Origin of the sequence: Actinoplanes subglobosus, assembly GCF_042650585.1 — a bacterium.
Classification (GTDB): Bacteria; Actinomycetota; Actinomycetes; order Mycobacteriales; family Micromonosporaceae; genus Actinoplanes; species Actinoplanes subglobosus.
This window is the reverse complement of record NZ_JBHSBL010000015.1, coordinates 142,396-164,134: the sequence shown is the minus strand read 5'-3', so window position 1 is coordinate 164,134 and position 21,739 is coordinate 142,396. Positions and strand designations below refer to the sequence as shown.

The 21,739-nt window shown below is 70.8% G+C and carries 20 protein-coding genes and 1 tRNA gene; 9 read left to right on the top strand and 12 right to left on the bottom strand.

Annotated elements, in window-relative coordinates; genetic code table 11:
* Positions 1-34: 34 nt before the first annotated feature.
* The 4 genes from ACFO0C_RS15445 to ACFO0C_RS15430 all read right to left on the bottom strand — a co-directional run bounded on the left by ACFO0C_RS15445 (position 35) and on the right by ACFO0C_RS15430 (position 3,501).
* Positions 35-1,624: an ankyrin repeat domain-containing protein gene (locus ACFO0C_RS15445; protein ID WP_378067298.1), complete on the bottom strand. Its 1,590-nt coding sequence runs from the start codon at positions 1,622-1,624 to the stop codon at positions 35-37.
* Positions 1,621-2,715 carry a gala protein gene (locus ACFO0C_RS15440; protein WP_378067297.1) on the bottom strand — a complete coding sequence of 365 codons (1,095 nt, stop codon included), beginning with the start codon at positions 2,713-2,715 and terminating at the stop codon, positions 1,621-1,623. The genes ACFO0C_RS15445 and ACFO0C_RS15440 overlap by 4 nt, the downstream gene beginning before the upstream one ends.
* Positions 2,716-2,756: 41 nt before the next feature.
* A tRNA-OTHER gene (locus ACFO0C_RS15435) sits at positions 2,757-2,832 on the bottom strand.
* 36 nt (positions 2,833-2,868) lie between these two features.
* Positions 2,869-3,501, bottom strand: a complete 633-nt coding sequence (locus ACFO0C_RS15430) for a TetR/AcrR family transcriptional regulator C-terminal domain-containing protein (protein WP_378067296.1) — start codon at positions 3,499-3,501, stop codon at positions 2,869-2,871.
* Between the two features lie 42 nt (positions 3,502-3,543).
* Here ACFO0C_RS15430 and ACFO0C_RS15425 point away from each other — a divergent pair, with 42 nt between their 5' ends.
* Complete coding sequence (locus ACFO0C_RS15425) at positions 3,544-4,188, top strand: DUF4386 domain-containing protein (RefSeq protein WP_378067295.1); 645 nt, start codon at positions 3,544-3,546, stop codon at positions 4,186-4,188.
* Positions 4,189-4,192: 4 nt separating this feature from the next.
* On the opposite strand, the gene ACFO0C_RS15420 is transcribed toward ACFO0C_RS15425, so the two are convergent.
* The 3 genes from ACFO0C_RS15420 to ACFO0C_RS15410 form a co-directional block, all read right to left on the bottom strand.
* Positions 4,193-4,522 carry a hydrogenase maturation nickel metallochaperone HypA gene (locus tag ACFO0C_RS15420; RefSeq protein WP_378067294.1) on the bottom strand — a complete coding sequence of 110 codons (330 nt, stop codon included), beginning with the start codon at positions 4,520-4,522 and terminating at the stop codon, positions 4,193-4,195.
* Positions 4,523-4,659: 137 nt separating this feature from the next.
* On the bottom strand, positions 4,660-5,238 hold the full coding sequence (locus tag ACFO0C_RS15415) for a hypothetical protein (RefSeq protein WP_378067293.1): 579 nt from the start codon (positions 5,236-5,238) through the stop codon (positions 4,660-4,662).
* 702 nt (positions 5,239-5,940) lie between these two features.
* Positions 5,941-7,422 (bottom strand): glycoside hydrolase family 5 protein, encoded by a 1,482-nt coding sequence (locus ACFO0C_RS15410; protein ID WP_378067292.1) that lies wholly within the window; start codon positions 7,420-7,422, stop codon positions 5,941-5,943.
* A 430-nt stretch (positions 7,423-7,852) separates the two neighbouring features.
* Here ACFO0C_RS15410 and ACFO0C_RS15405 point away from each other — a divergent pair, with 430 nt between their 5' ends.
* The 5 genes from ACFO0C_RS15405 to ACFO0C_RS15385 all read left to right on the top strand — a co-directional run bounded on the left by ACFO0C_RS15405 (position 7,853) and on the right by ACFO0C_RS15385 (position 12,493).
* Positions 7,853-9,346, top strand: coding sequence for an APC family permease (locus tag ACFO0C_RS15405; RefSeq protein ID WP_378067291.1), 1,494 nt, complete (start codon positions 7,853-7,855; stop codon positions 9,344-9,346).
* Between the two features lie 65 nt (positions 9,347-9,411).
* Positions 9,412-10,281, top strand: a complete 870-nt coding sequence (locus tag ACFO0C_RS15400; protein WP_378067290.1) for a hypothetical protein — start codon at positions 9,412-9,414, stop codon at positions 10,279-10,281.
* Positions 10,281-11,459, top strand: coding sequence for a pyridoxal-dependent decarboxylase (locus tag ACFO0C_RS15395; RefSeq protein WP_378067289.1), 1,179 nt, complete (start codon positions 10,281-10,283; stop codon positions 11,457-11,459). The genes ACFO0C_RS15400 and ACFO0C_RS15395 overlap by 1 nt, the downstream gene beginning before the upstream one ends.
* Positions 11,460-11,476: 17 nt before the next feature.
* On the top strand, positions 11,477-11,854 hold the full coding sequence (locus ACFO0C_RS15390) for a hypothetical protein (protein ID WP_378067288.1): 378 nt from the start codon (positions 11,477-11,479) through the stop codon (positions 11,852-11,854).
* Complete coding sequence (locus tag ACFO0C_RS15385; protein WP_378067287.1) at positions 11,855-12,493, top strand: nucleotidyl transferase AbiEii/AbiGii toxin family protein; 639 nt, start codon at positions 11,855-11,857, stop codon at positions 12,491-12,493.
* 65 nt (positions 12,494-12,558) lie between these two features.
* Here the strand turns inward: ACFO0C_RS15385 and ACFO0C_RS15380 are convergent, their stop codons facing one another.
* Genes ACFO0C_RS15380 through ACFO0C_RS15365 form a run of 4 tightly spaced genes read right to left on the bottom strand, consistent with a single transcriptional unit; the run spans position 12,559 to position 17,292 of the window.
* Positions 12,559-13,683: a barstar family protein gene (locus ACFO0C_RS15380; RefSeq protein ID WP_378067286.1), complete on the bottom strand. Its 1,125-nt coding sequence runs from the start codon at positions 13,681-13,683 to the stop codon at positions 12,559-12,561.
* On the bottom strand, positions 13,680-15,299 hold the full coding sequence (locus tag ACFO0C_RS15375; protein WP_378067285.1) for an acyl-CoA dehydrogenase family protein: 1,620 nt from the start codon (positions 15,297-15,299) through the stop codon (positions 13,680-13,682). The genes ACFO0C_RS15380 and ACFO0C_RS15375 overlap by 4 nt, the downstream gene beginning before the upstream one ends.
* Complete coding sequence (locus ACFO0C_RS15370; protein ID WP_378067284.1) at positions 15,296-16,660, bottom strand: patatin-like phospholipase family protein; 1,365 nt, start codon at positions 16,658-16,660, stop codon at positions 15,296-15,298. The genes ACFO0C_RS15375 and ACFO0C_RS15370 overlap by 4 nt, the downstream gene beginning before the upstream one ends.
* Complete coding sequence (locus ACFO0C_RS15365) at positions 16,660-17,292, bottom strand: TetR/AcrR family transcriptional regulator (RefSeq protein ID WP_378067283.1); 633 nt, start codon at positions 17,290-17,292, stop codon at positions 16,660-16,662. The genes ACFO0C_RS15370 and ACFO0C_RS15365 overlap by 1 nt, the downstream gene beginning before the upstream one ends.
* Before the next feature lie 199 nt (positions 17,293-17,491).
* Here ACFO0C_RS15365 and ACFO0C_RS15360 point away from each other — a divergent pair, with 199 nt between their 5' ends.
* From ACFO0C_RS15360 to ACFO0C_RS15350, 3 genes are read left to right on the top strand one after another with little or no spacing between them, the layout of a single operon-like run.
* Complete coding sequence (locus tag ACFO0C_RS15360; protein WP_378067282.1) at positions 17,492-17,803, top strand: hypothetical protein; 312 nt, start codon at positions 17,492-17,494, stop codon at positions 17,801-17,803.
* A 14-nt stretch (positions 17,804-17,817) separates the two neighbouring features.
* Complete coding sequence (locus ACFO0C_RS15355; protein WP_378067281.1) at positions 17,818-18,246, top strand: Rrf2 family transcriptional regulator; 429 nt, start codon at positions 17,818-17,820, stop codon at positions 18,244-18,246.
* Positions 18,243-18,836, top strand: a complete 594-nt coding sequence (locus ACFO0C_RS15350; protein WP_378067280.1) for an NIPSNAP family protein — start codon at positions 18,243-18,245, stop codon at positions 18,834-18,836. Before ACFO0C_RS15355 ends, ACFO0C_RS15350 begins: the two co-directional genes overlap by 4 nt.
* Before the next feature lie 82 nt (positions 18,837-18,918).
* On the opposite strand, the gene ACFO0C_RS15345 is transcribed toward ACFO0C_RS15350, so the two are convergent.
* Positions 18,919-21,739: tetratricopeptide repeat protein (locus ACFO0C_RS15345; protein ID WP_378067279.1), on the bottom strand; the 2,821-nt coding region annotated here is incomplete at its 5' end.

The following is a 21,739-nucleotide window of genomic DNA, read 5'->3' as shown; positions in this document are numbered from 1 at the left end:
TCACGAATCGACCGGAGCATACGCGACGAAGGCATCAACGCGCGTGTTTGCGCAGGTGGTCGAGGGCTCTGCGGAAGTCGGGCCGCAACCGGTCGTAGCCGGCCATCCGCTTGGCGTGGTCGAGCACGGTGTGACCGCCACGGTTACGGATCCGCGGGTTCGCACCGGCGTCGACGAGGGTGGTGATCACGTCGGCCGGGCCGTACTGAACGACGATCCGGTGCAGGGCGCTGTTGCCCTCCTTGTCGACGGTGTCGATGCCGACGCCCGCGGCGAGCAGGCGGGGCAGCAGCTCCCGGTGGTCGAACGCGGCGATCCGGTGGATGAGCGTGCCACCGGCGCTGTCGCGCAGGTGCGGGTCGAGACCGGTGTCGAGCAACTCCAGCAGTGTGTCGGTGCCGCCGTGGACCAGGTGCTGCCACAGCTCGTTACGGTAGGCGCGCAGCTGCCGTGGCAGGCGGCCGAGCGCCCCATACCACAACTGCTCGACGGCGAAGCAGCCTGTGACGGCGCCGCCGAAGGCACGCATGGCACGCTCGCGCTGCCGCTCGTCGACGGTGTGGGCGAGCGGGTCGAGGCGGCCGAGGCGGGCCTCGATCTCGTGCCATACACCGTTGCAGCGGACCCGCACCAGCTCGCCGTCGGTGGGGCGGAACAGGTCGGCGGGAGCGCCGGGGAAGAGCGCGTCACGCACGAGCGGGTGCAGTGCCCCCGGTTTGAGGCGGCCCTGCCGGATCAGTTCGAGATCGGCCGCAAACCGCACCATGGCGATCCTGGTGCCCGGCGGTTCGTCGGCGGTTCCGGGTTTCATCCCGTGGTCCGAGACCAGGGAGATCCGCACGACGTCGCCGGGCTCCACGACGACCCGCAGGTGGCGGTAGAAATGCTGCCAGACGACCCAGGTCCGCTCCCCGAGGCGGGCCGCCAGCCAGCGAGTCTCGTGGGCGAGCCGGAGCGGGTCGAGATCCTGCAGCGGCCAGGAGTGGTCGGCCGAGCGCCAGGCGCCGTCCTGGCCGGGGGCGAACTCGAAGCCGGCCGCGGCGAACGCCTCCCGGCGGGTGGGTGCGCGCCACACCCGCTCGGCACGGGCGGCCAGGTCGTCGCCGAGGCCGAGGCTCTCCTCCGGCACGGCCTCGCCGGTGGCGGTGAGCAGCGGAAGGCGGTCAGCCGAGCCACCGAGGGCGGCGCGCAGGCCGCCGGTGTGCCGGGCGTCCCAGAGGTACGCCGGAACCGGCACCGCCCGCCCGCCGCGCAGGTCGGCCGCCCCGCGGACAACGCCGAGGCGCAGCCGCTGCGGGCTCGCCGCGGTGTCCGGTGACCGGACGGTGAGCAGCACCGTCTCGGGCCCGACCGGCTCGTCGGGAATCAGCAGGTAGAGCACGCCCTCGGTGAACGCCGTACTCCCGTGCAGGGCCCGTGGCAGGTGCCAGCGCAGCAGGTCGGGGGCGAGATGCGCGACCGGGGCGTCGTCGGTCACGCCGGGGTCGACGTCGATGCGGGCGGCGGCGCAGGCGGCCCGCCAGTCGCCGCGCTCCCGGGCATCGGTGCAGGCGGCGATCATCCGGGCCGGCACCGCGTAGCGGCGGACCTGGCGCCAGTCGGACAGGAACAGGTCGCGTCTCACCGATACACACTCACGATCGCGCTGATGTCCTCGTGGGGCGCGCCGGCCGAGCGTGGGGCGAGACGCCGCATCCGCCGGGGCACGCCGCCGTTGATGCCCAGGTGGTCGAGGCCGGCGCCGGCGGCGAGCAGCAGTCGCGCCCCGCGACCGGTGATGCCGGTGAACCGCACGTCGAGCCGGCGCAGGGCACTGCCGGGCAGGGCGCCGGCGAGCTGGGCGGCACCGGTGTCGCCGACCACGTTGGGGCGGCCGCCGAGGGCCCGCTCGGAGGGCGGGCGGGACAGGTCGAGGGCCGTCCACGAGCGGAGGTTCGCGGCGAGCGGGGCGACGTCGGTGATGCCGTTGCCGCCCAGGCCGAGCGTCATCCCGTACCCCGCGAGGTTGTCGGCGAGTGCCGCGGCGCCGGTGTCGCCCAGGTGGTTGACGCCCAGGTAGAGCTCGCGGACACCGCCCTCACGGACGAACCGGGTGAGGACCGGGACGGCGTCGGGCCGCAGGCCGTTGCCGCCGAGGAAGAGGCGCTCCAGCCCGGCCGGGCGGGCGGCAAGGGCGTCGGCGAGCGGCTCCAGGCCGGCCGCGGTGAGGCCGGTGTTGACCAGGTCGAGGGTCCGCAGGACGCGGTTGGCTCGCAGCGCGGACGCGAGCCGCGACACGCCCTCGTCGCCGATCGGGTTGCGCTTGAGCCAGAGGGCACGGATGCCGCCGTCGACGCTGAGCCGGTCGGCGAGCGCGCCGGCCCCGTCGGCGCCGATCCGGTTGCATCCGAGATAGACGGTACTGATGCCGTGACCGCCGGGGATGGCCTCGGCGACCGCGCGGGCACCCTCGCTGCCCAGGCCGTTGGTGCCGAGCAGCAGGTGGATGGCGTGTGGTGAGGCAGCCGCCACCTCGACGACGCGGGCCGCCTGGACCGGGCCGAGACCCTGTTTGCACAGGTCGACGCGACCGTCGGGGCGCAGCAGGCCGCGGGCGAACTCCTCGATCGCGGTGACCGGGCCGGGCGCGGCGAGGCGGCCGAGGATGCCGTCGAAGTCGGCCGGATCGGCCAGGCCACGGTCGGGATCGGTGATCGCCGGGCATCGCACCAACATGTCGCCGCCTCCCCCGTGGCACAGCGCGCTGAATCTGCGGGTGGCGAGACCGGCCGGATTCGAACCGGCGTCCTCCTGCTTGACGCCAAGGCGCGACGACCTCTGCGCTACGACCTCGCCGCGCCGGAGCATACGCGAGCCCACCGACAATTTTCAGCGTGCCCGCTCGAGACCGTCCAGAAGGAGGTCCAGAGTGAACTCGAACTCGGTCTGGCTGTCGCACCAGCCGAGCTCCGCCTCGTGCGCCTCGCTCGCGACCATCGCCACCAGGTGGGGCAGCAGGTCGGCGACGGCGCTCATGTCGTCGTCGCCGTCGTCGGCCGACGGGCTGAACACCTCCTGCACGAACCCGAGCGGCATGCTCCCGAAGGCGTGCAGGGCCCGGTGCGCGATGCGGTGGGAGAAGCCGGCGGCCAGCATCACGCCGATGATCGCGTCGTAGTGGCGCAGCACCCCGAACGGGACGGTCCTGCGCGTGTTGAGCAACCCCGGGCCCCACCGGTGGCGCAGCATGACCGCACGGGCGGCGAGGAACCGGGCCCGCAGCACCGCCCGCCACTCCCCGTCACCGGGAACGGCGGCGGCCGCGGCGACGACCTCGTCGACGAGGGTCTCGGCGACACCGTCGAGCAGGGCGTCCTTGCCTTTGAGGTGGTAGTAGAGCGACATCGCCTCGACACCGAGCTCGGCGCCGAGACGACGCATGGTGACCGCGGCGATGCCGTCACGGTCGGCGATCCCGACGGCGGCCCGAAGGACCCGCTCCCTGCTCAACGCCTTGCGCACGAGAGCTACCTTACACCGTAAGGTAGCCAACGAGGAGCAGAAATGGTCCGTACCGCCCGTATCACCGGATTGCTTTACCTGGGCCTGGCCGTCAGCGGCATGCTCGGGTTCCTGCTGACCCGCCCCCGCCTCTACGTGGCCGGCGATCCCGCCGCCACCCTCACCAACCTGACCGCCGAGCCCACCCTGGCGACCGCCCTGGTCGTCTTCGAGCTGCTCATCGTCGTGTCGCAGGCGCTCGCCGCCGCCTGGTTCTACCGCCTGTTCCGCCCCGGCGACCCGGTCTCGGCCCTCGGCATCGGCGCGTTCGGCCTGGTCAACGCGGTTCTCATCCTGATCAGCGCGGCGCTGCTGTCGACCGCCGGCGCGATCGTCGACAGTCCGTTCGGCGATGCGGCGACCACCGTTCAGCTGCTGTTCCTGATCAGCAGCGAGGTGTGGGCGGCCGGCGCGGTCTTCTTCGGCCTGTGGCTGGTCCCGATGGGCACCGCGGTGCTCCGCACCGGCTGGATGCCGCAGGCTCTGGGCTGGGTGCTGATCGCCGGCGGCGTCGGCTACGTCCTCAGCGCCTTCGTCGACTTCGCCCCGCTGACCATCCCGGCCTCGATCGGCGAGTTCTGGATGATCAGCTACCTGCTGTGGCGGGGCGTCCGAAAGGGATCAGAGCACTCGGTGACCGTGGGCTGAGCCGTCAGGCCACCTCCATCGAGACGATGTCGAGCTCCCGGCCGGTGGTGACGGTGACGTCGGCGCTGCCGCACGGGCAGAGCGGGATCAGGTCGGGCAGCCTCTGCTCGACCTGACACGACCGGCAGTAGACGACGGCCGGGCGCAGGTCGAGGTCGAGGGCGGCACCGTGTGCCGCCGTCCCGGCCGCGGCCAGGTCGAAACAGAAACGCATGTGGTCGGGCAGCACCGCGGTCAGTGCCCCGATCCGGAGGGTGACCCGGCGGACGGGCCGTCCCGCCGCCCGGGTGCACACCGTGTCCACGATGTTCTCGGCGATCGCCAGCTCGTGCATGGAACCCTCCCCGGCTGCGTACCCCGGTCAGGTGGCGTGGATTGACAGTCTGCCACGCCCGGGAGAACGCTGTTGCCGGCGTCACACCTTCGGGGGCTGCGTGGGTCGCGGTCACGATGGGCGAGGCCGCGACCAGCTCAGTGGGTGTAGGGCTCCAGGCACCCGAACTCGGCGGCCGCGCCCTGCACCTGGACCAGCAGGCGCTCGGGCCGCACGTCGCCGGTGATGCATCCGGCGGCGCCGAAGTGCACCTCGAACACCGCACCGGGCGGCACCGTGTCCATCCATGACGGCTGGCGCATCGCTGTCACCCCCACCCGCTCGGCGGGGAGACCGAGGCCGAGCAGCGCCTGGCGGGTGGACTCGGGGGTGAAGTCCTGCGCCTCCCGTAGCTCCGCCAGGGCGGGCCGGATCCGGGCGGCGAGCCGGTCGCCCTCCTTCTTCTCAGCGGCGGTCAGATCGTGCCGCTGCTTCCAGCCGTTGTTGTCGGCGTGGTTGGGCGGCCCGTCCCCGGCGGGACCCGGGTCGACCGGCACCACCGGCGGCGCCGAAACCGAAGCGGACGTCGAGGCCGAGGCCGCGGCCGGGGCGGGGGCCTCGGTGGTGCCGGCCGGCGCGGGGAACACCGGCCCGGCCGTCGGCTGCCGGGCGCAACCACCGGCCATCACCAGGGCCGCCAGGGCCACCACGCCGCCGCACCGGAAGGATCCACGCATTCGTCACACGTTAGGCGTACTCGTCCAGCCCGGACGAATGGCCGGCCCCGGCTGATCAGCCCTCCCCCGGCGCCGGACCCGGCCAATAGGGTTCTCCGGTGATTGCGGAAGAACCAGGCCAAAATCGACGCCCCGTGATGTTTGCGCCGGGAAAGTCCCGGCGCTACCTCTCCGCCGGACGGACGGCGCCGCAGTGACGCCGGAGGGGCCGCCATCGCCGGTACGCACCGCGATCAGGTGCCAGTTCACCGTGGCGGGGCTGCTCGTCCTGATGACCGCGCTGAGTGCGATCACCACACTGGTGTCCCGGCCACTGTTCGGCGATGCCGGGTCCGGTCCCGACGACAGCCTGTTGCCGGCCCTCGCGGTGTGGTTCGCGACAGCGGCGTACGGATTGCGCCGTGGGAGCCGTGTGGCGTACCGGCTGAGCCTGGCCGCCGTGGCGCTCCCGCTGCTCGCCCTGGCGCTGACGCTGGTTTTCGAGATCGGCGTCACGCACGTGCAGGTGACCTCGATCTCCACGCCGGGAACGCCCTACCCGACCGCCTGGACCGTCTGGGACACCCTGACGACGGTGGTGAACCCGATCGTGGCGGGGGGGGNNNNCCCCCCCGCCACGAATCTGCTGACCCGCCCGGCACGGCGGTACTTCGGGTGGTCCGCCGGGCCGGGTGGCGGTCCCGGCCCGGCGGACCGGCAGGGTTAGTTCGGGTTGCCGACGCCGGTGAGGATGCGGCTGCGGATGTAGCGGCCCGACTCGGTCAGCACGCCGGTGCCGGCGAACGTCGAACCAGAGCAGGTGCCCTGCTTGAAGGCCGAGTTGGTCTCGCGGCCGTCGGAGAGGCTCCACATGCCGTACCCGATCTTGTTGGCCTTGAGCAGGTCCAGCCAGGCGTTGGTGCTGGCGAAGTCGTTGCCGCCGTCACCGGTGAAGGTCTGGGTGCCGAACTCGCTGACGAACAGCGGCAGCTTCTTCGCGGCCCGGGCCACGACGGCCCGCCGGTCGGCGCCGTGCGATGCGGCGTAGAAGTGGAACGTGTACATGATGTTGTCGAACTCGACGGGGTCGTTGAGGATCTCGGTCTCGTCCGCGCCGTCGGTCAGGCCCAGCGAGGAGAAGCCGCGGGTGCCGACGAGCACCACGCTGTCCGGCGCGTTCTGCCGGATCACCGGGATCACCTGGTTGGCATAGTTGAGGATGCCGTCCCAGCTGACGCCGTTGGGCTCGTTGGCGATCTCGTAGATGACGTTGTTCTTGGCCCGGTGCGCGGCGGTCACGTCGGCGAAGAACTTCTTGGCCAGCGCGGTGTTCCGGTTGGGGTCGCCGGGCGTGAGGATGTGGAAGTCGACGATCACGTACAGGCCCTGCCTGGTGGCCTCGTTGACGAGCCCGTTGACCTTGGCGGTGAACCCGGCCGGGTCGGTCTCCAGACCGCCCTCCTGGACGTACATGCTGAGCCGGATGAAGTCGGCCTTCCAGTCGTTGCGCAGCGCGTTCAGCGACCCGGCGTTCACGCAGTTCGGGAAGAACTGCAGGCCGTGGCTGCTCATGCCGCGCAGCTGGACGGGCTGGCCGGCCTGATTGCAGAGGTTCACGCCGCAGACCCGGAGCCGGCCGTTGACGGCGACCGGTGATCCGTTGACCGGGGCGGCGGTGGTCGGGGCCGCGGTGGGTGCGGTGGTGACTGGCGCCTTTGTCGGCGGAGTCGTGGGCTTCGCCGTCGTCTTCGAGGGAGCGGGCGCCGCGGCGGTCGGGACCGCGGTCGGCTGCTTGGCCGGGGTGCCGCCCTTGGTGTTCAGCTTGCAGGGGGCGAGGCCCTCGGAGTTCAGGTTGGGGCGGGCCGCGTTACGGGCGATCGCCGTCTCCATGCGCTCGATGGTGGCGAAGCGCTTGTCCTTCAGCGGGCCGAGGATCGCGTTCTGGATGAAGTTCGGGCCGCCCTGACCCTTGGTGCTGACGATCCGCTTGTTGGCCTCGTCGATCTGGGTGTTGAGCAGCTCCAGGTTGCGCTGCACGTCGGCGCGCTGCTGGGCGGCAACGGCGACGCCGATCTTCACGGCCGGGCAGCTGACCGTGGGCGTGGCCTCCCCCGCGGAGGCGACCCCCAGCCCGACCCCGAGCGCGATGACGGTGACGCCGGCCACCGCACCGATCTGCCACCGGCGGGACCGGAAACGAGACATGTCGAAACGTGATCTGTACATTGGGAGCCTCCAGTGGACCTGCGCTACACCCCGCTATACGGGAGCGCTCCCAAATCGGATCAACGCAGTTCGGCGACCTTTCCGGCGTACGCCATAGGCACGATTTTGCCTGTTTCGATCCTTCAGTCGACTTTCTGAGCTTTAGACGGTTACGTCGTCGCTCGATGTCGTGACGTTGCGAGCGTTGTTGATACCTGTGTGTAAGGGTTGCGTACGGCCCGGACATGAGGCCACAAGGCGTACTTGACGGACCCGACCCACACGCAGTGACTGTTGACCTGTCCGTCCCTGCGGGTCCCGTCGGCGCCCCCACCGTTGCCCTGCACTCCCCTGCTCGCAGGCCCCGGTCCTACCCCCCTGTATTCGACCTCTCGGGAGGCTCCGCAATGCGCGGATCGTTTGGTGCCGCATGCCGCTACGACGTCGTGGCGGTGACCCGGTGAAGCCCGGGATGACGGTGCTCGCCCGCTACTCGATGGGCCCCGCGGCACTGGCCGGAGCGGCGATCGTCGCGTCGTCACCGCAGACCGTGCTCAACGGCGGCATCCCCGCCACCTACGCCGTCACCGGCGCGGCCGGCGTACCGCTGTCGTTCCTGGTCATCATGTCGGTGATGGCCGTCCTGGCGGTCCCCTACGTGGCCGTCGGCCGGCACGTCCCGCACGGCGCCCCGTTCTACGCCCAACTGGCCCGCGGCGGCAACCCCACCTGGGGCCTGATCGGCGCGGCCGTCACGTTCATCGGCTACAGCGCACTCCAGGCCAGCCTGTACCCGCTGCTCGGCGCCACCGTCGCGGAACTGGTCGGGGCCGGCGCCTGGTGGATGTGGGCGATCGTGGCCTGGCTGATCGTGCTGCTGCTCGGCCAGTACCCCGGAGCCGTCGGCGCCCGCGTGCTCGGGGTGCTGCTGGCCCTGGAGATCGCGGTGGTGCTGTTGTTCATCCTCGCCGGGTTCACCCACCCGGCGCCCGGCACCGGCTCGGCGGCCGGCGCGGGCCTCGCCTTCGCCCCGTCCAGCCTGATCGTCGCCGGCGCCACCTCCACCCTGCTGGTGTACGCGGCCGCCGCGTTCGCCGGCACCGAGACGGCACTGGCCTACGCCGAGGAGGCCACCTCCCACCGGGCCATGGCGATCGGATCCGCCGTCGCGATCGGCGGCGGAGGACTCCTGTACTGCGTCGCCTCGTGGGCGTACGGCGCATGGATCGGCTTCGCCGACGTGCAGAACGCCCGGCAACCGCTCGCGCTGCTCGGCGAGGTGTACGGCTCGGGCATCGCCGAACTGTCCACGGTCCTGCTGGTCACCAGCATCCTGGCCGCGCAGTCCTCGTTCGGCGCCGCCATCGCCCGCAACGTGTTCGCCCTCGCCCGCGAAGGTGTCCTGCCCGCCTCCTGGCAGAAGGTCAGCCCCGGCGCCAAGGGCGGCGCCCCGCTCGGTGGCACCGCCGTCCAGGCCGCCACCTCCGCGGTCGTGCTGACCACCATGGCGCTCGCCGGCGCCGACCCGATGGCCACCATCTTCCCGTGGCTGTCGACCATCGGCGCGGTCTGCGTACTGGCCCTGCTGACGGCCACGTCGTGGTCGGCGTTCACGTTCTTCGAGAAGGGCCTCGGCGGCAGCGAGAACATCCTCGTCCGCCGCGTCTGCCCGGTCGCCGGCGGCACCTTCGGCGTCCTGGCCCTCTTCTTCATGGCCGGCAGCGTCGGCACCCTCCTCGGCACCGAACCCGGCTCGGCCCTGCCCTGGCTGGTGTCCGGGGTCGTCGGCGGCGGCGGCGTGACGGCGATGCTGGTCGGCGTGCACCTGCGCCGTACCCGCCCCGACGTCTACCGCGGCATCGGCCGGGGCATCCCCGACTCCCGCACCGTGCTGGACCCGGCCCTGGAAGACATCGAAGTCTGACCCTTGCCCGCAGGACATTCCCATTCCCCGCCGGCCCGCCGGCCGGACTATCCCGGTAGGAACCGATGACCGCCTTGGCCGAGCCTCAATCGGGGGCTTACCAGCCGCACCTCCCCATCCCGCATCCCCGTACGCCCTACCCGCCCCAGACCGGCGGTGTCGTGTGGCAGCCGCCGGGTGAGCAGCAGCGCGCCCGCGAGGCCGCCGACGCCGAGACCCTGGTACGCCAGAACCTCGAATGGTCGCTGTTCGAGCGGGCGCACGCGCTCAGTGCCCGGCACGCGTCCGCCGCCTGGGAACGCCGGTTCAACCGCCCGCTCGTGCCGTACGCGCTGGCCGCCCTCTTCCGTCAGCGCACCCCGGACGGCAACAGCATGGTGGTCACCGCGGCCACCCGGCTGTGGCTGGCCGGACCCGAACCGTCCGACCCGGTCGACCTGCTGGCCGCGCTCGTCCAGATCGCCCGCACCCGTGACCCGCGGCGGCCGTGGGACGTGCGGACCGCCCTCGCCAACCGTCACGACGTGCCCGACGAGGCCGCCTACACCGGGCTGGCGTTCTCCAGCCTGGACACCCGCACCGGCACGTTCGCCCAGGCGTGCGCGACCGCCCGCTCGGAGCTCCAGATCCCCGGGACCATCCTCTACCTGGCCGGAGATCCGGCGATGCCGGGCGGGCAGCGTGCCCTGGTCGCCGACCGCCGGGGCACCGACGGCCACAACGCGCTGACCATCTCCAGTCATGAGGCGCTCAGCACCCCGGTGATCCTGTCGCGGTGGCCGTACACCCGGGTGGCTCTTTCGTTGTTGTATGAAAGGTCTGGATATGGGCGGGTGTTGCAGGCGATGACCGAGCTCGACCGGGAGATCCACGCCGCGGACGCGCAGCGGCGCGTCACCGGCACCGACACGTCGTCGTGGTGGAAGGGCGTCTGATGGCCGCACGCGCAGCGATCTGCGGGCCGGTTCTGGGGGATCGCCGGTACGAGCTGGCGTTCCCCGGCGCCACCGACCTGACCTACCCGCACCTGGCCGAACTCGTCACCGGCAAACTGCTCAACAACGTCGGCGACCCGTTCCAGGAGGGCCACGGCCGCAACCACACCAAGGACGCCGAGGTCCAGGTGGTGCGGTGGCTGGGTGACCTGTTCGGGGCCGGCGACGACGTGTGGGGCTATGTGACCGGTGGCGCCACCGAGGGCACGTTGCACGCCGTAGACGAGGCCGCCACCGCCCACCCGGACGTGGTGGTCTACGCGTCGGCGGCCGCCCACTACTCGATCGCCAAGGCGGCCCGGCTGGTCCGTGCGCCGCTGGTGCGGGTCGAGGTCGACGAGAACGACCGGATGAGCCTGGACCATCTGCGGGATCGGCTGCGGGCCCACCCCGGGCGGGCGGCGATGATCGTCGCCACTGTCGGTACGACCGAACGGGAGGCCGTCGACGACGTCGCAGGTGTCGCCGGGCTCTGCGACGACCTGGGGATCGTACGGCGGCGCATCCACGTCGACGCGGCACTGGCCGGTGTGCCGCGGGCATTGCTGGCCGGCGGCGCGACATCCGGATTCGGGTTCGACGCGGGGGCGACGAGCCTGGTGATCAGCGGGCACAAGTTCCTGTCGACGCTGATGCCGTGCGCGGTGATCCTCTATCCGCGCCGGCCGTCGGCACAGAACCAGCAGCCCATCTCCTACATCGGTTCGGCGGACACGACGATCAGTGGCTCACGGTCCGGGCACACGCCGTTGTTGCTGGCGGCGTCACTGCTGGGGCAGGGTCGCAGTGGGCATCGGCGGCGTGCGCAGCGGTCCCGGGACCTGGCCGCCGACACGTACTACGCGTTGCGCCGGATCGGCTGGCCGGCGCAACGGTTGCCGGACGCGTTCACGATCACGCTCGCCCAGCCGAGCCGGTTGCCCCACCCGTGGGTGCTCGGCGGCGACGACCGCACCGGCCGCATCATCTGCATGCCCGGCGTCGATCAGGCCTGGATCGCCGAACTGGTCGCCGACCTGGACGCGCTGCTGCGGGGCCGGACCCACATTCCGGTCCCGCGTGCGGGTCAGCGCAGTTCGACCTCGACCCTCTCCCGGGCCAGCAGATCGATGAGGTAAACGAGTAGGCTGACGCGGTGGGCGAGTTCTCGGAGCACATGGATTCGGATACGGCCCGACCGCCGGTGGGATATCGCCCCTACGGTGATCGAAAGGCGTATGTCGTGGCCGACTCGCTCGCAGCGCTGGCGGGGCCGACTCGAGGTGTGGTGACTCTGCCACCCCATCTGGACTGGTCGGGCCGCGCAGATTACGACTTGAGCCGACCCGCTCGTCTGGCGGGCATGTACAAGGTCGTGCTCAGCGAGGCCGGCAAGGTCAAGGATCTGTGTGACTGGCTCGACGGTGACCTCCTCGTCCGGCTCTGGCCCACACTGTGGTTGCCGCCGCAGCTACGGCGGCTCTGGGAGGAACGTTTCCCGGAGCTTGCCGAAACCCGCAGGATTGCTGCATAGGTGGATCCTTTTCACGAGCGGCTCGCTCGGGTCGGGCTCAGGGCGGTCGGACGTTATGGTTTCGCACTTGCCGGCGGTTACGCGGTCCAGGCCGCCGGTCTCCTCGAGAGACCGAGCGAGGACGTTGACCTTTTCACCGCCTGGGACCGCCGCGACGAATTCGGCTCGGCGGTCACCTCCGTCGTTCAGGCATACCGAGACGACGGTGTCACGGTCGAAATCGAACGGCAATACGACACATTCGCACGGTTGATGGCGACCGATGACGGCCACACCGCAAAGGTGGAGCTCGGCGTAGATTGGCGTGCCAACGATCCGATCCTGATGTCCATCGGACCAGTGCTGCACCCCGACGATGCGGTGGCCAGCAAGATGAGTGCACTCTACGGCAGGGCGTTCGCCCGGGACTTCATCGACATCGATGCCACTCTCCGCTCGGGCAGATACACCGGCGAGGATCTCCTTCGCCTTGCTGAACGCGCCGATTCCGGCTTTGACCGGCGTATCTTCGCCGACGCTCTCGGTCAGGCGGGCCTGCTGGACCCTGCGGATTTCGCCCAGTACGGCGTCACCGACCAGAGCCTCGACGAGTTGCTGAACAGGTTCGCGGAGTGGCGTCGTGAACTGATCACCGAGTAGTAGCCAGTCGTCCATGGTCATGCGCTGCTATGCGGCCGGATCCAGGTCCCCGCACCATGCGACCATCACCTCAGTTCGACCTCGACCCTCTCCCGGGCCAGCAGGTCGAGGAGGTAGTCGAGGGTGACGGCGGGCCGCAGGCGCCGGTGGTCGTAGCCGGCGGTCAGGTGGGTGCGGGCGACGGCGGAGTCGTGCCAGACGATGCGGAACGGGGTCGTCGCGCCGAAGCCGCCCCCGCAGCAGTCGTCGACCGCGTCGAGGTTCCAGCCGAAGTAGCCGCCGGGGCCGTTGATCGCCTCGCCGAGAGCGGCGTAGAAGCCCTCGACGTCGGTGACGAAGCGGCCGTCCAGGTGGTAGGTGACTCCTGGCGGCCGGTCGGGGCGGCCGGCGCGGTGGGCGAGCGCGACTCCGCACCACTCGTGGCGGAGCTCCCGGCCGTACCGCGCCCAGAGGTTCTTCTCCGTGGGCGGCCACTGCCCGAGGATGTCGAGGTAGCCGGTCGGCAACGGATCGCCGCCGCTGCTGTCGACGGTCACGTCGACCAGGCCGTCACCGAGTGGCGACGGGACGGCGGCACTGATCATCCCCCGGACATGGCCTCCGAAGACGGTGTGGATCGTGCCGTCGGCCGCCAGCCGCTCGACCGAGGTACAGATCATCCGGCGCTGACGCGCCGCGTTGCTCGTCTGTCCGATCGACTCGATCGCGGCCTGGAGGGTGGCCGCAGGCCGGCAGCCGAGCAGGCGCAGCCGCGGAACGAGGGGCGGCCCCGTCTCCCGGTACACCCCGGTGACGTCCGTGCAGCGCCCGAACGCCGTGTCGTCCGGACCGGTCAGCTCGAACTCCGTGGTGTCGCGTGGGCGACGGACCTCGTCCATGCGCTCGGGGACGTCGACGAACCCGTCGAGGTCGATGTCGACGGTGCCCGGGACGGTCTCGCTCGGGCGCCGGGCGCGGACTACGAGGTCGCAGAGTTCCTCACCATCGCTCTCGCTGGCCGCCAGCCAGATGTTGCCCAGCCAGTCGCCGTCGGAGCAGGTCGCGAGTGTTCCTTCGGGCGAGCAGCCGATCAGGGTGAACGGCTCCCGCGGCCGGGGCGGGAGGTCGGCGAACAGGCCGTCGATCTCCGCGCATTCAGCGACGGGTTCGTCGTCGAAGCTGTCCAGGAGCCGCCAGCGGGCCGTCGTCATGCGCGGCTCGCGATGGCGGCCAAAGACAGGCCGGGGTCGAGGGCGCCGTACTCCAGGCTCCGGTCCGAACCGAGACGTGCGGCGACGAAGGCGTCGGCGACGGCGGCCGGGGCCTCGCGGATCAGGACCGCGCCCTGCAGGCCGAGAGCGAGGGCCTCGACGACCCGGCGGGCCGAGCCGGCGGCCGCGGACGGATCCGCGGCGACACCGGCGATCAGTTTGCGGGTGGAGGCGACGTGGGCGTCGTACGCCGCATGCACCCCCAGCGCCGACGACAACTCCCGGTCGACCGCCTCCACCGACGCGGGCTCCCGGGACATGGCCCGCAGCACGTCGAGCGCGATGACGTTGCCGGACCCCTCCCACACGGCCATGACCGGCTGCTCCCGATAGCGACGGGCGAGCGGGAAACTCTCCGTGTACCCGTTCCCGCCGAGGCATTCGAGCGCCTCGTAGGCGTGGTTCGGCCCACGTTTGCACACCCAGTACTTGCCGACCGCGGTGGCCAGGCGCCGGAAGGCGGCCGACTCGTCGTCGTCGCTGTCGTAGGCGGCGGCCAGGCGCAACGCCGTCCAGGTGGCGGCCTCGGCCTCCAGCTGCAGGTCGGCGATCACCGCTGTCATGGCCGGCTGGTCGATCAGCACCGCCCCGAACGCGCTGCGATGCCGCACGTGCCAGGCCGCCTCGGCGACCGACTGCCGCATCCCGGCGGCGCTGCCGAGCACGCAGTCGAGGCGGGTCTGCGCCACCATCTCGATGATCGTCCGCACGCCACGGCCCTGTTCGCCGAGGAGCCAGCCGATGGTGCCGTCGAGTTCGATCTCGCTGGACGCGTTCGACTTGTTGCCGAGTTTGTCCTTGAGCCGCTGGATACGGAACACGTTGCGGTCCCCGCCGGGCAGCACCCTGGGGACCAGGAAGCAGGACAACCCACCGGGGGCCTGGGCCAGGACGAGGAACGCATCCGACTGGGGCGCCGAGCAGAACCACTTGTGCCCGGTCAGGCGCCACGTTCCGTCGGTGAGTGGTTCGGCGCGGGTCGCGTTCGCCCGTACATCTGAACCGCCCTGTTTCTCGGTCATCGCCATGCCGAAGATGGCGGAGACCTTGACCGCCGGATCGGCAAGAACCGGGTCGTAGACCCGCGAATAGACCTTGGGCAGCCAGGCGTCGGCGAGCTCGGGGGTGAAGCGCAGCGACGGCACCACGGCGTGGGTCATGCTGACCGGGCAGCCGTGACCGGGTTCGATCTGGGCGAACAGCATGAACGTCGCGGCCCGCGCCACGTGGGCGCCCGGCCGTGGCGCCGACCAGCAGCTGGTGTGCGCGCCGTGCTCGATGGCCGCGCCGATGACCCGGTGATAGCCGGGGTGGAAGTCGACGGCGTCGACCCGGTGCCCCCAGCGGTCGTGCGAGGAGAAGACCGGCGGATGCGTGTTGGCCAGCTCGGCGTCGCGCTGGAAGTCCGCACGTCCGACCAGCTCACCGACCTCGGTCAGCGCCGGGGACGCCCACTGTGCGTCGTAGCGTTGGACCGCCTCGGTCAGCGCCGGGTTGATCAGGTATTCGTTGAGGCCGGCCCGGGGCGGGACCTGGTTGACGACGTCGTGGGTCACCGCAGCTCCTTCAGGACGGTGCGGGCGACGGCCGCCGCGGCGTCCCGGGCGGCACGCAGCGCGGTCTGGTCCCGTTCGAGGCGGCCGGGCAGCGGGTCGTCGATGCGCGGTGCCATGCACAGGGTGCTCAGACCGTGCGACCAGCCGTCCCTGACCTGCTGCAACGTCTCACGGTAGCGGTGCGGCCGGCCCCGGTAGGCGGCGGCCAGCTCCGGGTTGAGGCGGCGCAGGTAGCGCTCGACGACGACGTCGGCGGCGCCGTAGGCGGGCTGTGTGCCCGGCGGCCGGGTGGCCAGCACGATCGCGTGGGTCGCGCCCCGCGCGGCGGCGGTGACGATCGGCACGGCCTCGACGATGCCGCCGTCCAGCCATCGGCGCCCGCGCAGCTCGACCGGGTCGCCGGCGAGCAGCGGCAGCAGGCCGGACGCGTGCAGGCAGCCGACCAGGTCGTCACGGTCGGTGAACCCGGTGAGCGCCTCGGCCCGGCCGGTCGCCACGTCGGTGGCGACCATGACGAGTTTCTCGGCCTGGGCGGTGCCGGCCAGCGCCCCGAACCCGAACAGCTCGTCGACCCGCTGCACCAGTAACGGACCGTCGATGACCGGGCGGCCGCGGACGAACCGGCGCACGTCGATGAACTCGGGTGAGGAGAAGATCTCGGCGTAGGAGTCGGCCATCGGCCCGGCCGCGCCGACCGCGACGGCGGTGGCATTGACCGCGCCCGCCGACGTGCCGACGATCATGTCGACGGCGTCGAGGAAGCCCTCCTCCTCGATCGCGGCGGCCATCGCGGCCGACACGATGCCGCGCATGCCGCCACCCTCGATGACCAGCGCGACGGTGGCGCCGTCGTCGTTGCTGCCGCTGCGGCGGCGCTCGGTGAGCACCTCCTGGATGGTCGGCCCGCGACGGCCGGTCCGCGCTTTCGCCGCCGGTGCCGGCGCGGGCGGCGGAGCGATGATCGTGCCCTGCGCCACCGCCACCAGGATCGCGCTGCCGTCGTCGTCGACCGCGTGCAGCTCACAGCGGCAGGCGGCCCGGCGGCCCTCGGCCCGCAGGACGGTGCCGGTGGCGCGCAGCGTGCGGCCCCGGGCCGGTGCGAGGTAGTCGATGGTCAGCCCCGAGGTGACGACGTCGGGCCCGAGGGCGGCGCCCCCGGCGAACGCGATCGCCGTGTCGGCCGCATAGGCGACGATCCCGCCGTGCACGGCGCCGTGCTGGTTGCTGATGTCGGGCCGGATGTCGAGCTCGATGACGGCGCTGCCCCGGCCGAACGCGACGAGCCGCGTCCCGAGCATCCGGGTGACGGACTGGTCGGCCAGCGCCTGCTGCGCGGTGGCCAAGGTTGGCGACACGGTCATCAGATTCCCCCACTGTACGAAACTCCGAGTGCCCGGAAGCAGAACGACCGGATCCCCTCGATCACGCTCTCCAGCTCACCGGCGGACGGCTCCGGGCTGTCCGGCCGGATCCACCCGACGAGCGCCTCCGACACGGCGCCCATCACCGCCGACGACGCCAGCCGCGCGTCCTGCGGCACGAAGACACCGCTGGCCAGGCCGTCGCGGATGATCTGCTCGCCGATGTCGGTGTAGGAGCTGCGGTAGACCAGCCGCTCGGCCTCAACGACCGGGCTGACCGGCTCGAACAGCAGCGCCCACGCCATCCGCCGACCGTGCAGCGCCCGCCCGCTGAAGATCCGCACCAGCTCGCCGAGCCGCTCCGACGCCTGCTGACCGGCATCGGACACGGCGGCGCGCACCAGGTCGATCTCGTGACTCGCGGCACTGCGGAACACCTCGGCGAGCAGCCGGTCGCGGCTGTCGAAATACGAATACACCGAGCCGACGCTGGCCTGGCACCGGGCGGCGATGGCGGCGACGGTGGCGGCCCGGAAACCGTCGGCGGCCACCAGACCGCGGGCGGCACGCAGGAACCCGTCGCGCTTGTCCTCCGCGTTCTTCCTGGTCAACGCGGTCGGTCGGTAAGGCACCCGGAGCACCCCAAACTCTGAATCCCGATTCAACTCAAGGCAAGGAGTGAATCACGGTTCAAATCAACACCGCAATGGGGTACGGCCACCGCAGTCCCCTGACTACACCGCGAGGTCAGCGGTCCGTCCCGGCCGCAACGCGGCCGCCGGGGTGAGGCGGTCCGATTGACCCCGTCCCGAACCGGGCATGGATCGACGTATGACTGTGGTGAAGAAGCGTTCCCGGCTGATCACCGTCGACGGCGTCGTCTACCGCTGGCGCGTCCGCCGGCGCCCCGCCCACCAGGGCCCGCTCTCGTTCGCGATCGAGCGCGCCGGCCGCCGCGGCACCGTCCTGATCGCCACACTCCCCGCCGGGTGGCACGCCACCGGCAGCGCACCGGCCGTCCCCTCGATCGTGGCCGCGACGATCCGCGAGGCCCACGCCCGGGGCTGGCGTCCCGACACGCCGGGCCCGGCGTTCCCTATGACCATGGACCCGGCGGGCATTGCGCGGGGCGCGTCGTTGTAATAGAAATGGTTACGATGGCGGCGAACAGCAGGGTGACGATAGCGGCCCACGCACTGGCGTGGCTGGAGCTGGCGCGGCAGCGTGGGCGGCCGTGGCTGACCTCCGACGAGGTGGCGGCCAGTGTGAAGACCAATCCGGTGATCCTGCGGCGCAGCCTCGGTGATCTGCACAAGGCGGGGCTGGTCAAGTCACGGCGGGGTGCCGGGGCCGGGTTCGCGCTGGCCAGGGCGGCCGAGGAGATCACCATGCTGGACGTGTGGAACGCGGTCTCCCCCGAGCCCCTCCTCGCCCTGCACCGGAGCGAGCCCAACCAGGAGTGCCCGGTCGGGGCGGGGATCAAGCCGGCCCTGACCGACACCTATGACGAGGCCACCGAGGCGTTCCGGGCGGCGCTCGCACGCCGTACCATCGCCGGGATTCTGGAGAAGATCCTCAACTCATGATCGTGGAGCTGCGGCAGTACACGTTGCGGCCGGGTCGGCGGGATGACCTGGTCGAGTTGTTCGACGCCGAGTTCGTCGAGTCCCAGCAGGAGCTGGGGATGATGGTTCTCGGACAGTTCCGCGATCTCGACCGGCCGGACCGGTTCGTGTGGTTGCGCGGTTTCGCGGACATGGCGGTGCGGCTGCGGGGTCTGCGCGAGTTCTACGGCGGCCCGGTGTGGAAGGAGCACGGCCCGGCCGCCAACGACACGATGCTGGATTCGGACGACGTGCTGCTGCTCCGGGAGATCGTGCCGCTGGACCGCATCATCCCCGCTCCGTCCGGTTACTTGACGGCAACCGTGTGGTTTCGAGACCGGCCGTTCGACGACGAGTTCACCGCATGGTTCACGAGTCAGGACACCGGCGCGGTGGCGGTGTTGTCGACGGAGTATGCGGCGAACGACTTCCCGGCGCTGCCGGTCCGCGACGAGCACGCCTTCGTGTGGTTCGCCCGCCATGACGACACGGTCGAGGTGCCCACCCGCTTCGGCATCACCTCGATCGACGGCCTCCGGCTGTCCCCGACGACACGTTCCGCCCTGCGCTGACGCGTCCCGCCCAGACGATGTTCCACAGTTGTACGAACGTGCCGGTAACGCAGTTGCCGTTCAAGGCCGTCCATACCGCGAGTCATTCCGAGAACGCCGCCCGCGCAAGCAGATCTTCGATATACGCAGAAAGCTCAGTATCGCCTATTTTTTTAGCCGCAAATATGCTCATCTCGAATACAGCGATTGCTTTCTCACGGCTCCCTGCCGCCATCAGGATCTGCCCTAGGTGATTTCCCACGACCGCTATCCCGTCGAGACGCTGGAGCTGTTGAAGAATCCGGAAGGAATCGTCGAGAAGGGGCAATGCAGCTGCGTAGTCTTGCCGTGCCAGCTCGATCTGAGCAAGTCCCCACTTGACTGCCGCGATTCCGTCGACGTCCTTCAGGGCCTCGCTGGCATGTAACGCCTTGGTGTAGAGATCGACAGCCTCGGCATGATCGCCTCGCCGGGATAGGAAGTCAGCAACCCTGCCCCAGGTAAGCGCCACCTCGCGGGTGTCTCCGAGGCGCTCATACACCGGCAACTGCACATCACGACGAATGCGCAAAGCTTCGTCGAACTCACCTCGCTGAAACAGGACGTCAGCAATCTTGCCCCAGGCGACCGCCACCGAACGAGCATCGCCGAGCCGCTCGTACACCGGCAACTGCACATCACGACGAATGCGCAGGGCCTCGTCGAACTCACCTCGCCGGAACAGAACGTCAGCAACCTTGCCCCAAGCGACCGCCACCGAACGAGCATCGCCGAGCCGCTCGTACACCGGCAACTCGACCTCACGACGAATGCGCAAAGCTTCGTCGAACTCACCTCGCCGGAACAGAACGTCAGCAACCTTGCTCCAGGTGAGCGCGACCGAACGGGCGTCACCGAGGCGCTCATACACCGGCAACTCGACCTCACGACGAATGCGCAGGGCCTCGTCGAACTCACCTCGCCGGAACAGGATGTCGGCGAGACTACCTTGGCAAGCGGCGGCTTCGTCGGCGGCGCCACCGTCAGCGAATGTCTGGTGAGCTTGGTTCAGGAGTTGTTCGGCATGGTCGAAATCGCCGCGCTGGATGAGGTAGTCGGCGTATTGGGCGGCCACGCGGGCCAGTTCGAGCGGGCCTTCTGGCGGGTGGTCACCGGTGTGGCTGCTGGCGCGGTTGAACAGGTGGAGGGCATTCTCGCCATCTCCGCTGATTCGTGCGGCTTCTGCGGCTTGGCGTAACAGCGAGAGCGGGACAGCATGGTGATGCTCGTCGAGAAGCGCGATCGCACTTTGGCCGAGCTGGAATGCCGTGGCGGCCGGCCCCGCAGTCAGCGCCTGCACCGCACCAGCGGCGCAGGCCGCCGTAACCTCAGGATTCTCGGCGGGCAACGCCAACCTGGTTAGCTCCAGGTCCATCGAATAGGCGCGCCTGCCGTCGCTGCCGCCCCAGGCAGCGAAGAGCGGGGCGACCGCCAGTTTGGTCAGGGTGGCGATCTCGTCGTCGTTCAGCGGCGTGATGCGGCCCGCGGCCAGCGTGTTGACCGCCACGGCCGTCCGTTGTGGCTGGTAAGGGTCCGGGAAGGTGTCGAGTAGCCCGAGCCCGCGCAGCCGGGCCGCTGATCCGCCGCTGTGCTGCGCGACGGCAGCGACGACCGGCTCCGGAACTGGAAGATCGAAGAGCGTCAGGTCGCGCAGAAGTGCACGATGCTCGGGGCCGGCCAGGTCGAGCAGGGTGTCCAGGGCCAGGTCTTCCAGGAACTGCCGCACCTGTGCCTCGGCGGGCAGATCGCCCTGACTCAGATAGGCCTCCATGTCGGTGATCGCCGCTGTGGCGCGATCGGTGTCGACCTGATCGCTGAAGACCAGGCGCAACCCGATGAGGTCCTGGAGTCCGGGGTTTCCCCGGCTCACCTCGGCAGCGCGGACGGCGAGTGCGGACCTCTCCGTCTGCAACCCCGGGCGCGCCTGCGCCTGCTGCCGATTCAACAGCTTGAGCCGGGCGACCAAAGACAGCGGACGCAGGTGAACCTGCTCCAGCCGATGCTGCAGCCCGTCGAGGGTGAACTGGTACCGGCTGGTCAACAGGAGCCGGCTGTCCGTCTCGGCGGGTTCGAAAGCGCGCAGGACGGCCGCCAGCACGGGCGCCACCTCGGGATCGACCCGATGCAGGTTCTGTGAGTCCGGGAGAAGGACCTGTTCCAGGTCGTCGATGATCAGCAGCAGGGCCCGCTGGCCCTCGTCAGCTCGGCTCAACGGCCCCACGAGAAGGTCTGTCAGCAGCGGCTCGAATGCTTCCGGCCGCTCCCGTACCTCTCCACGGCGTTGCGCGATCATGTCGCGGGCGGCCGGAATGGTCCGGACCGCCTGCTCGATCACATCCAGGATCGCGGCAGCGGTGTACTCACCGAAGACAACGGCCGGGATCAGCTGGGGGCTGCGGTCCGCGAGCCGGGCCGCGAGGCTCGACTTGCCGAGCCGGCCCTGGCCGTGCAGCAGTGCGCCTGAGCGATCTGGTGACCGCAGCGCACGCAGCGCCTGCTGGAGCTCCGGCCGCCGTCCGACGAACATCTCGGGCGCCGCGACGGGGACGTGTTCCTTGCGGTCCAGGAAGACTTTGGTGCCGGCGATCGCCGAGACCCGGGAGCGCCGTCGCACGCCGCCCACGAGTGGCCCGCCCCCGGTCGGGCCGACCCACAATCGGGCGAGGTGCCAGGCCGCCCGTACCCCCTGGTCTTCGGCGGCGAGCACGGAACGCCGGGCGTCCCCGACCGCCGCGGCGAGATCGGCTTTGTTGCTCAGTTGCCGGTAGAGCTGTTCGGCGAAGAGCGTCGCGGCCCGGTCGCCGACCGACCCGTCCCAGCCCAGGACCGCCGGGATCCCGGCGGAGATCAACGATGTCGCCATCGAATGTGTCACCAGGTCGTCG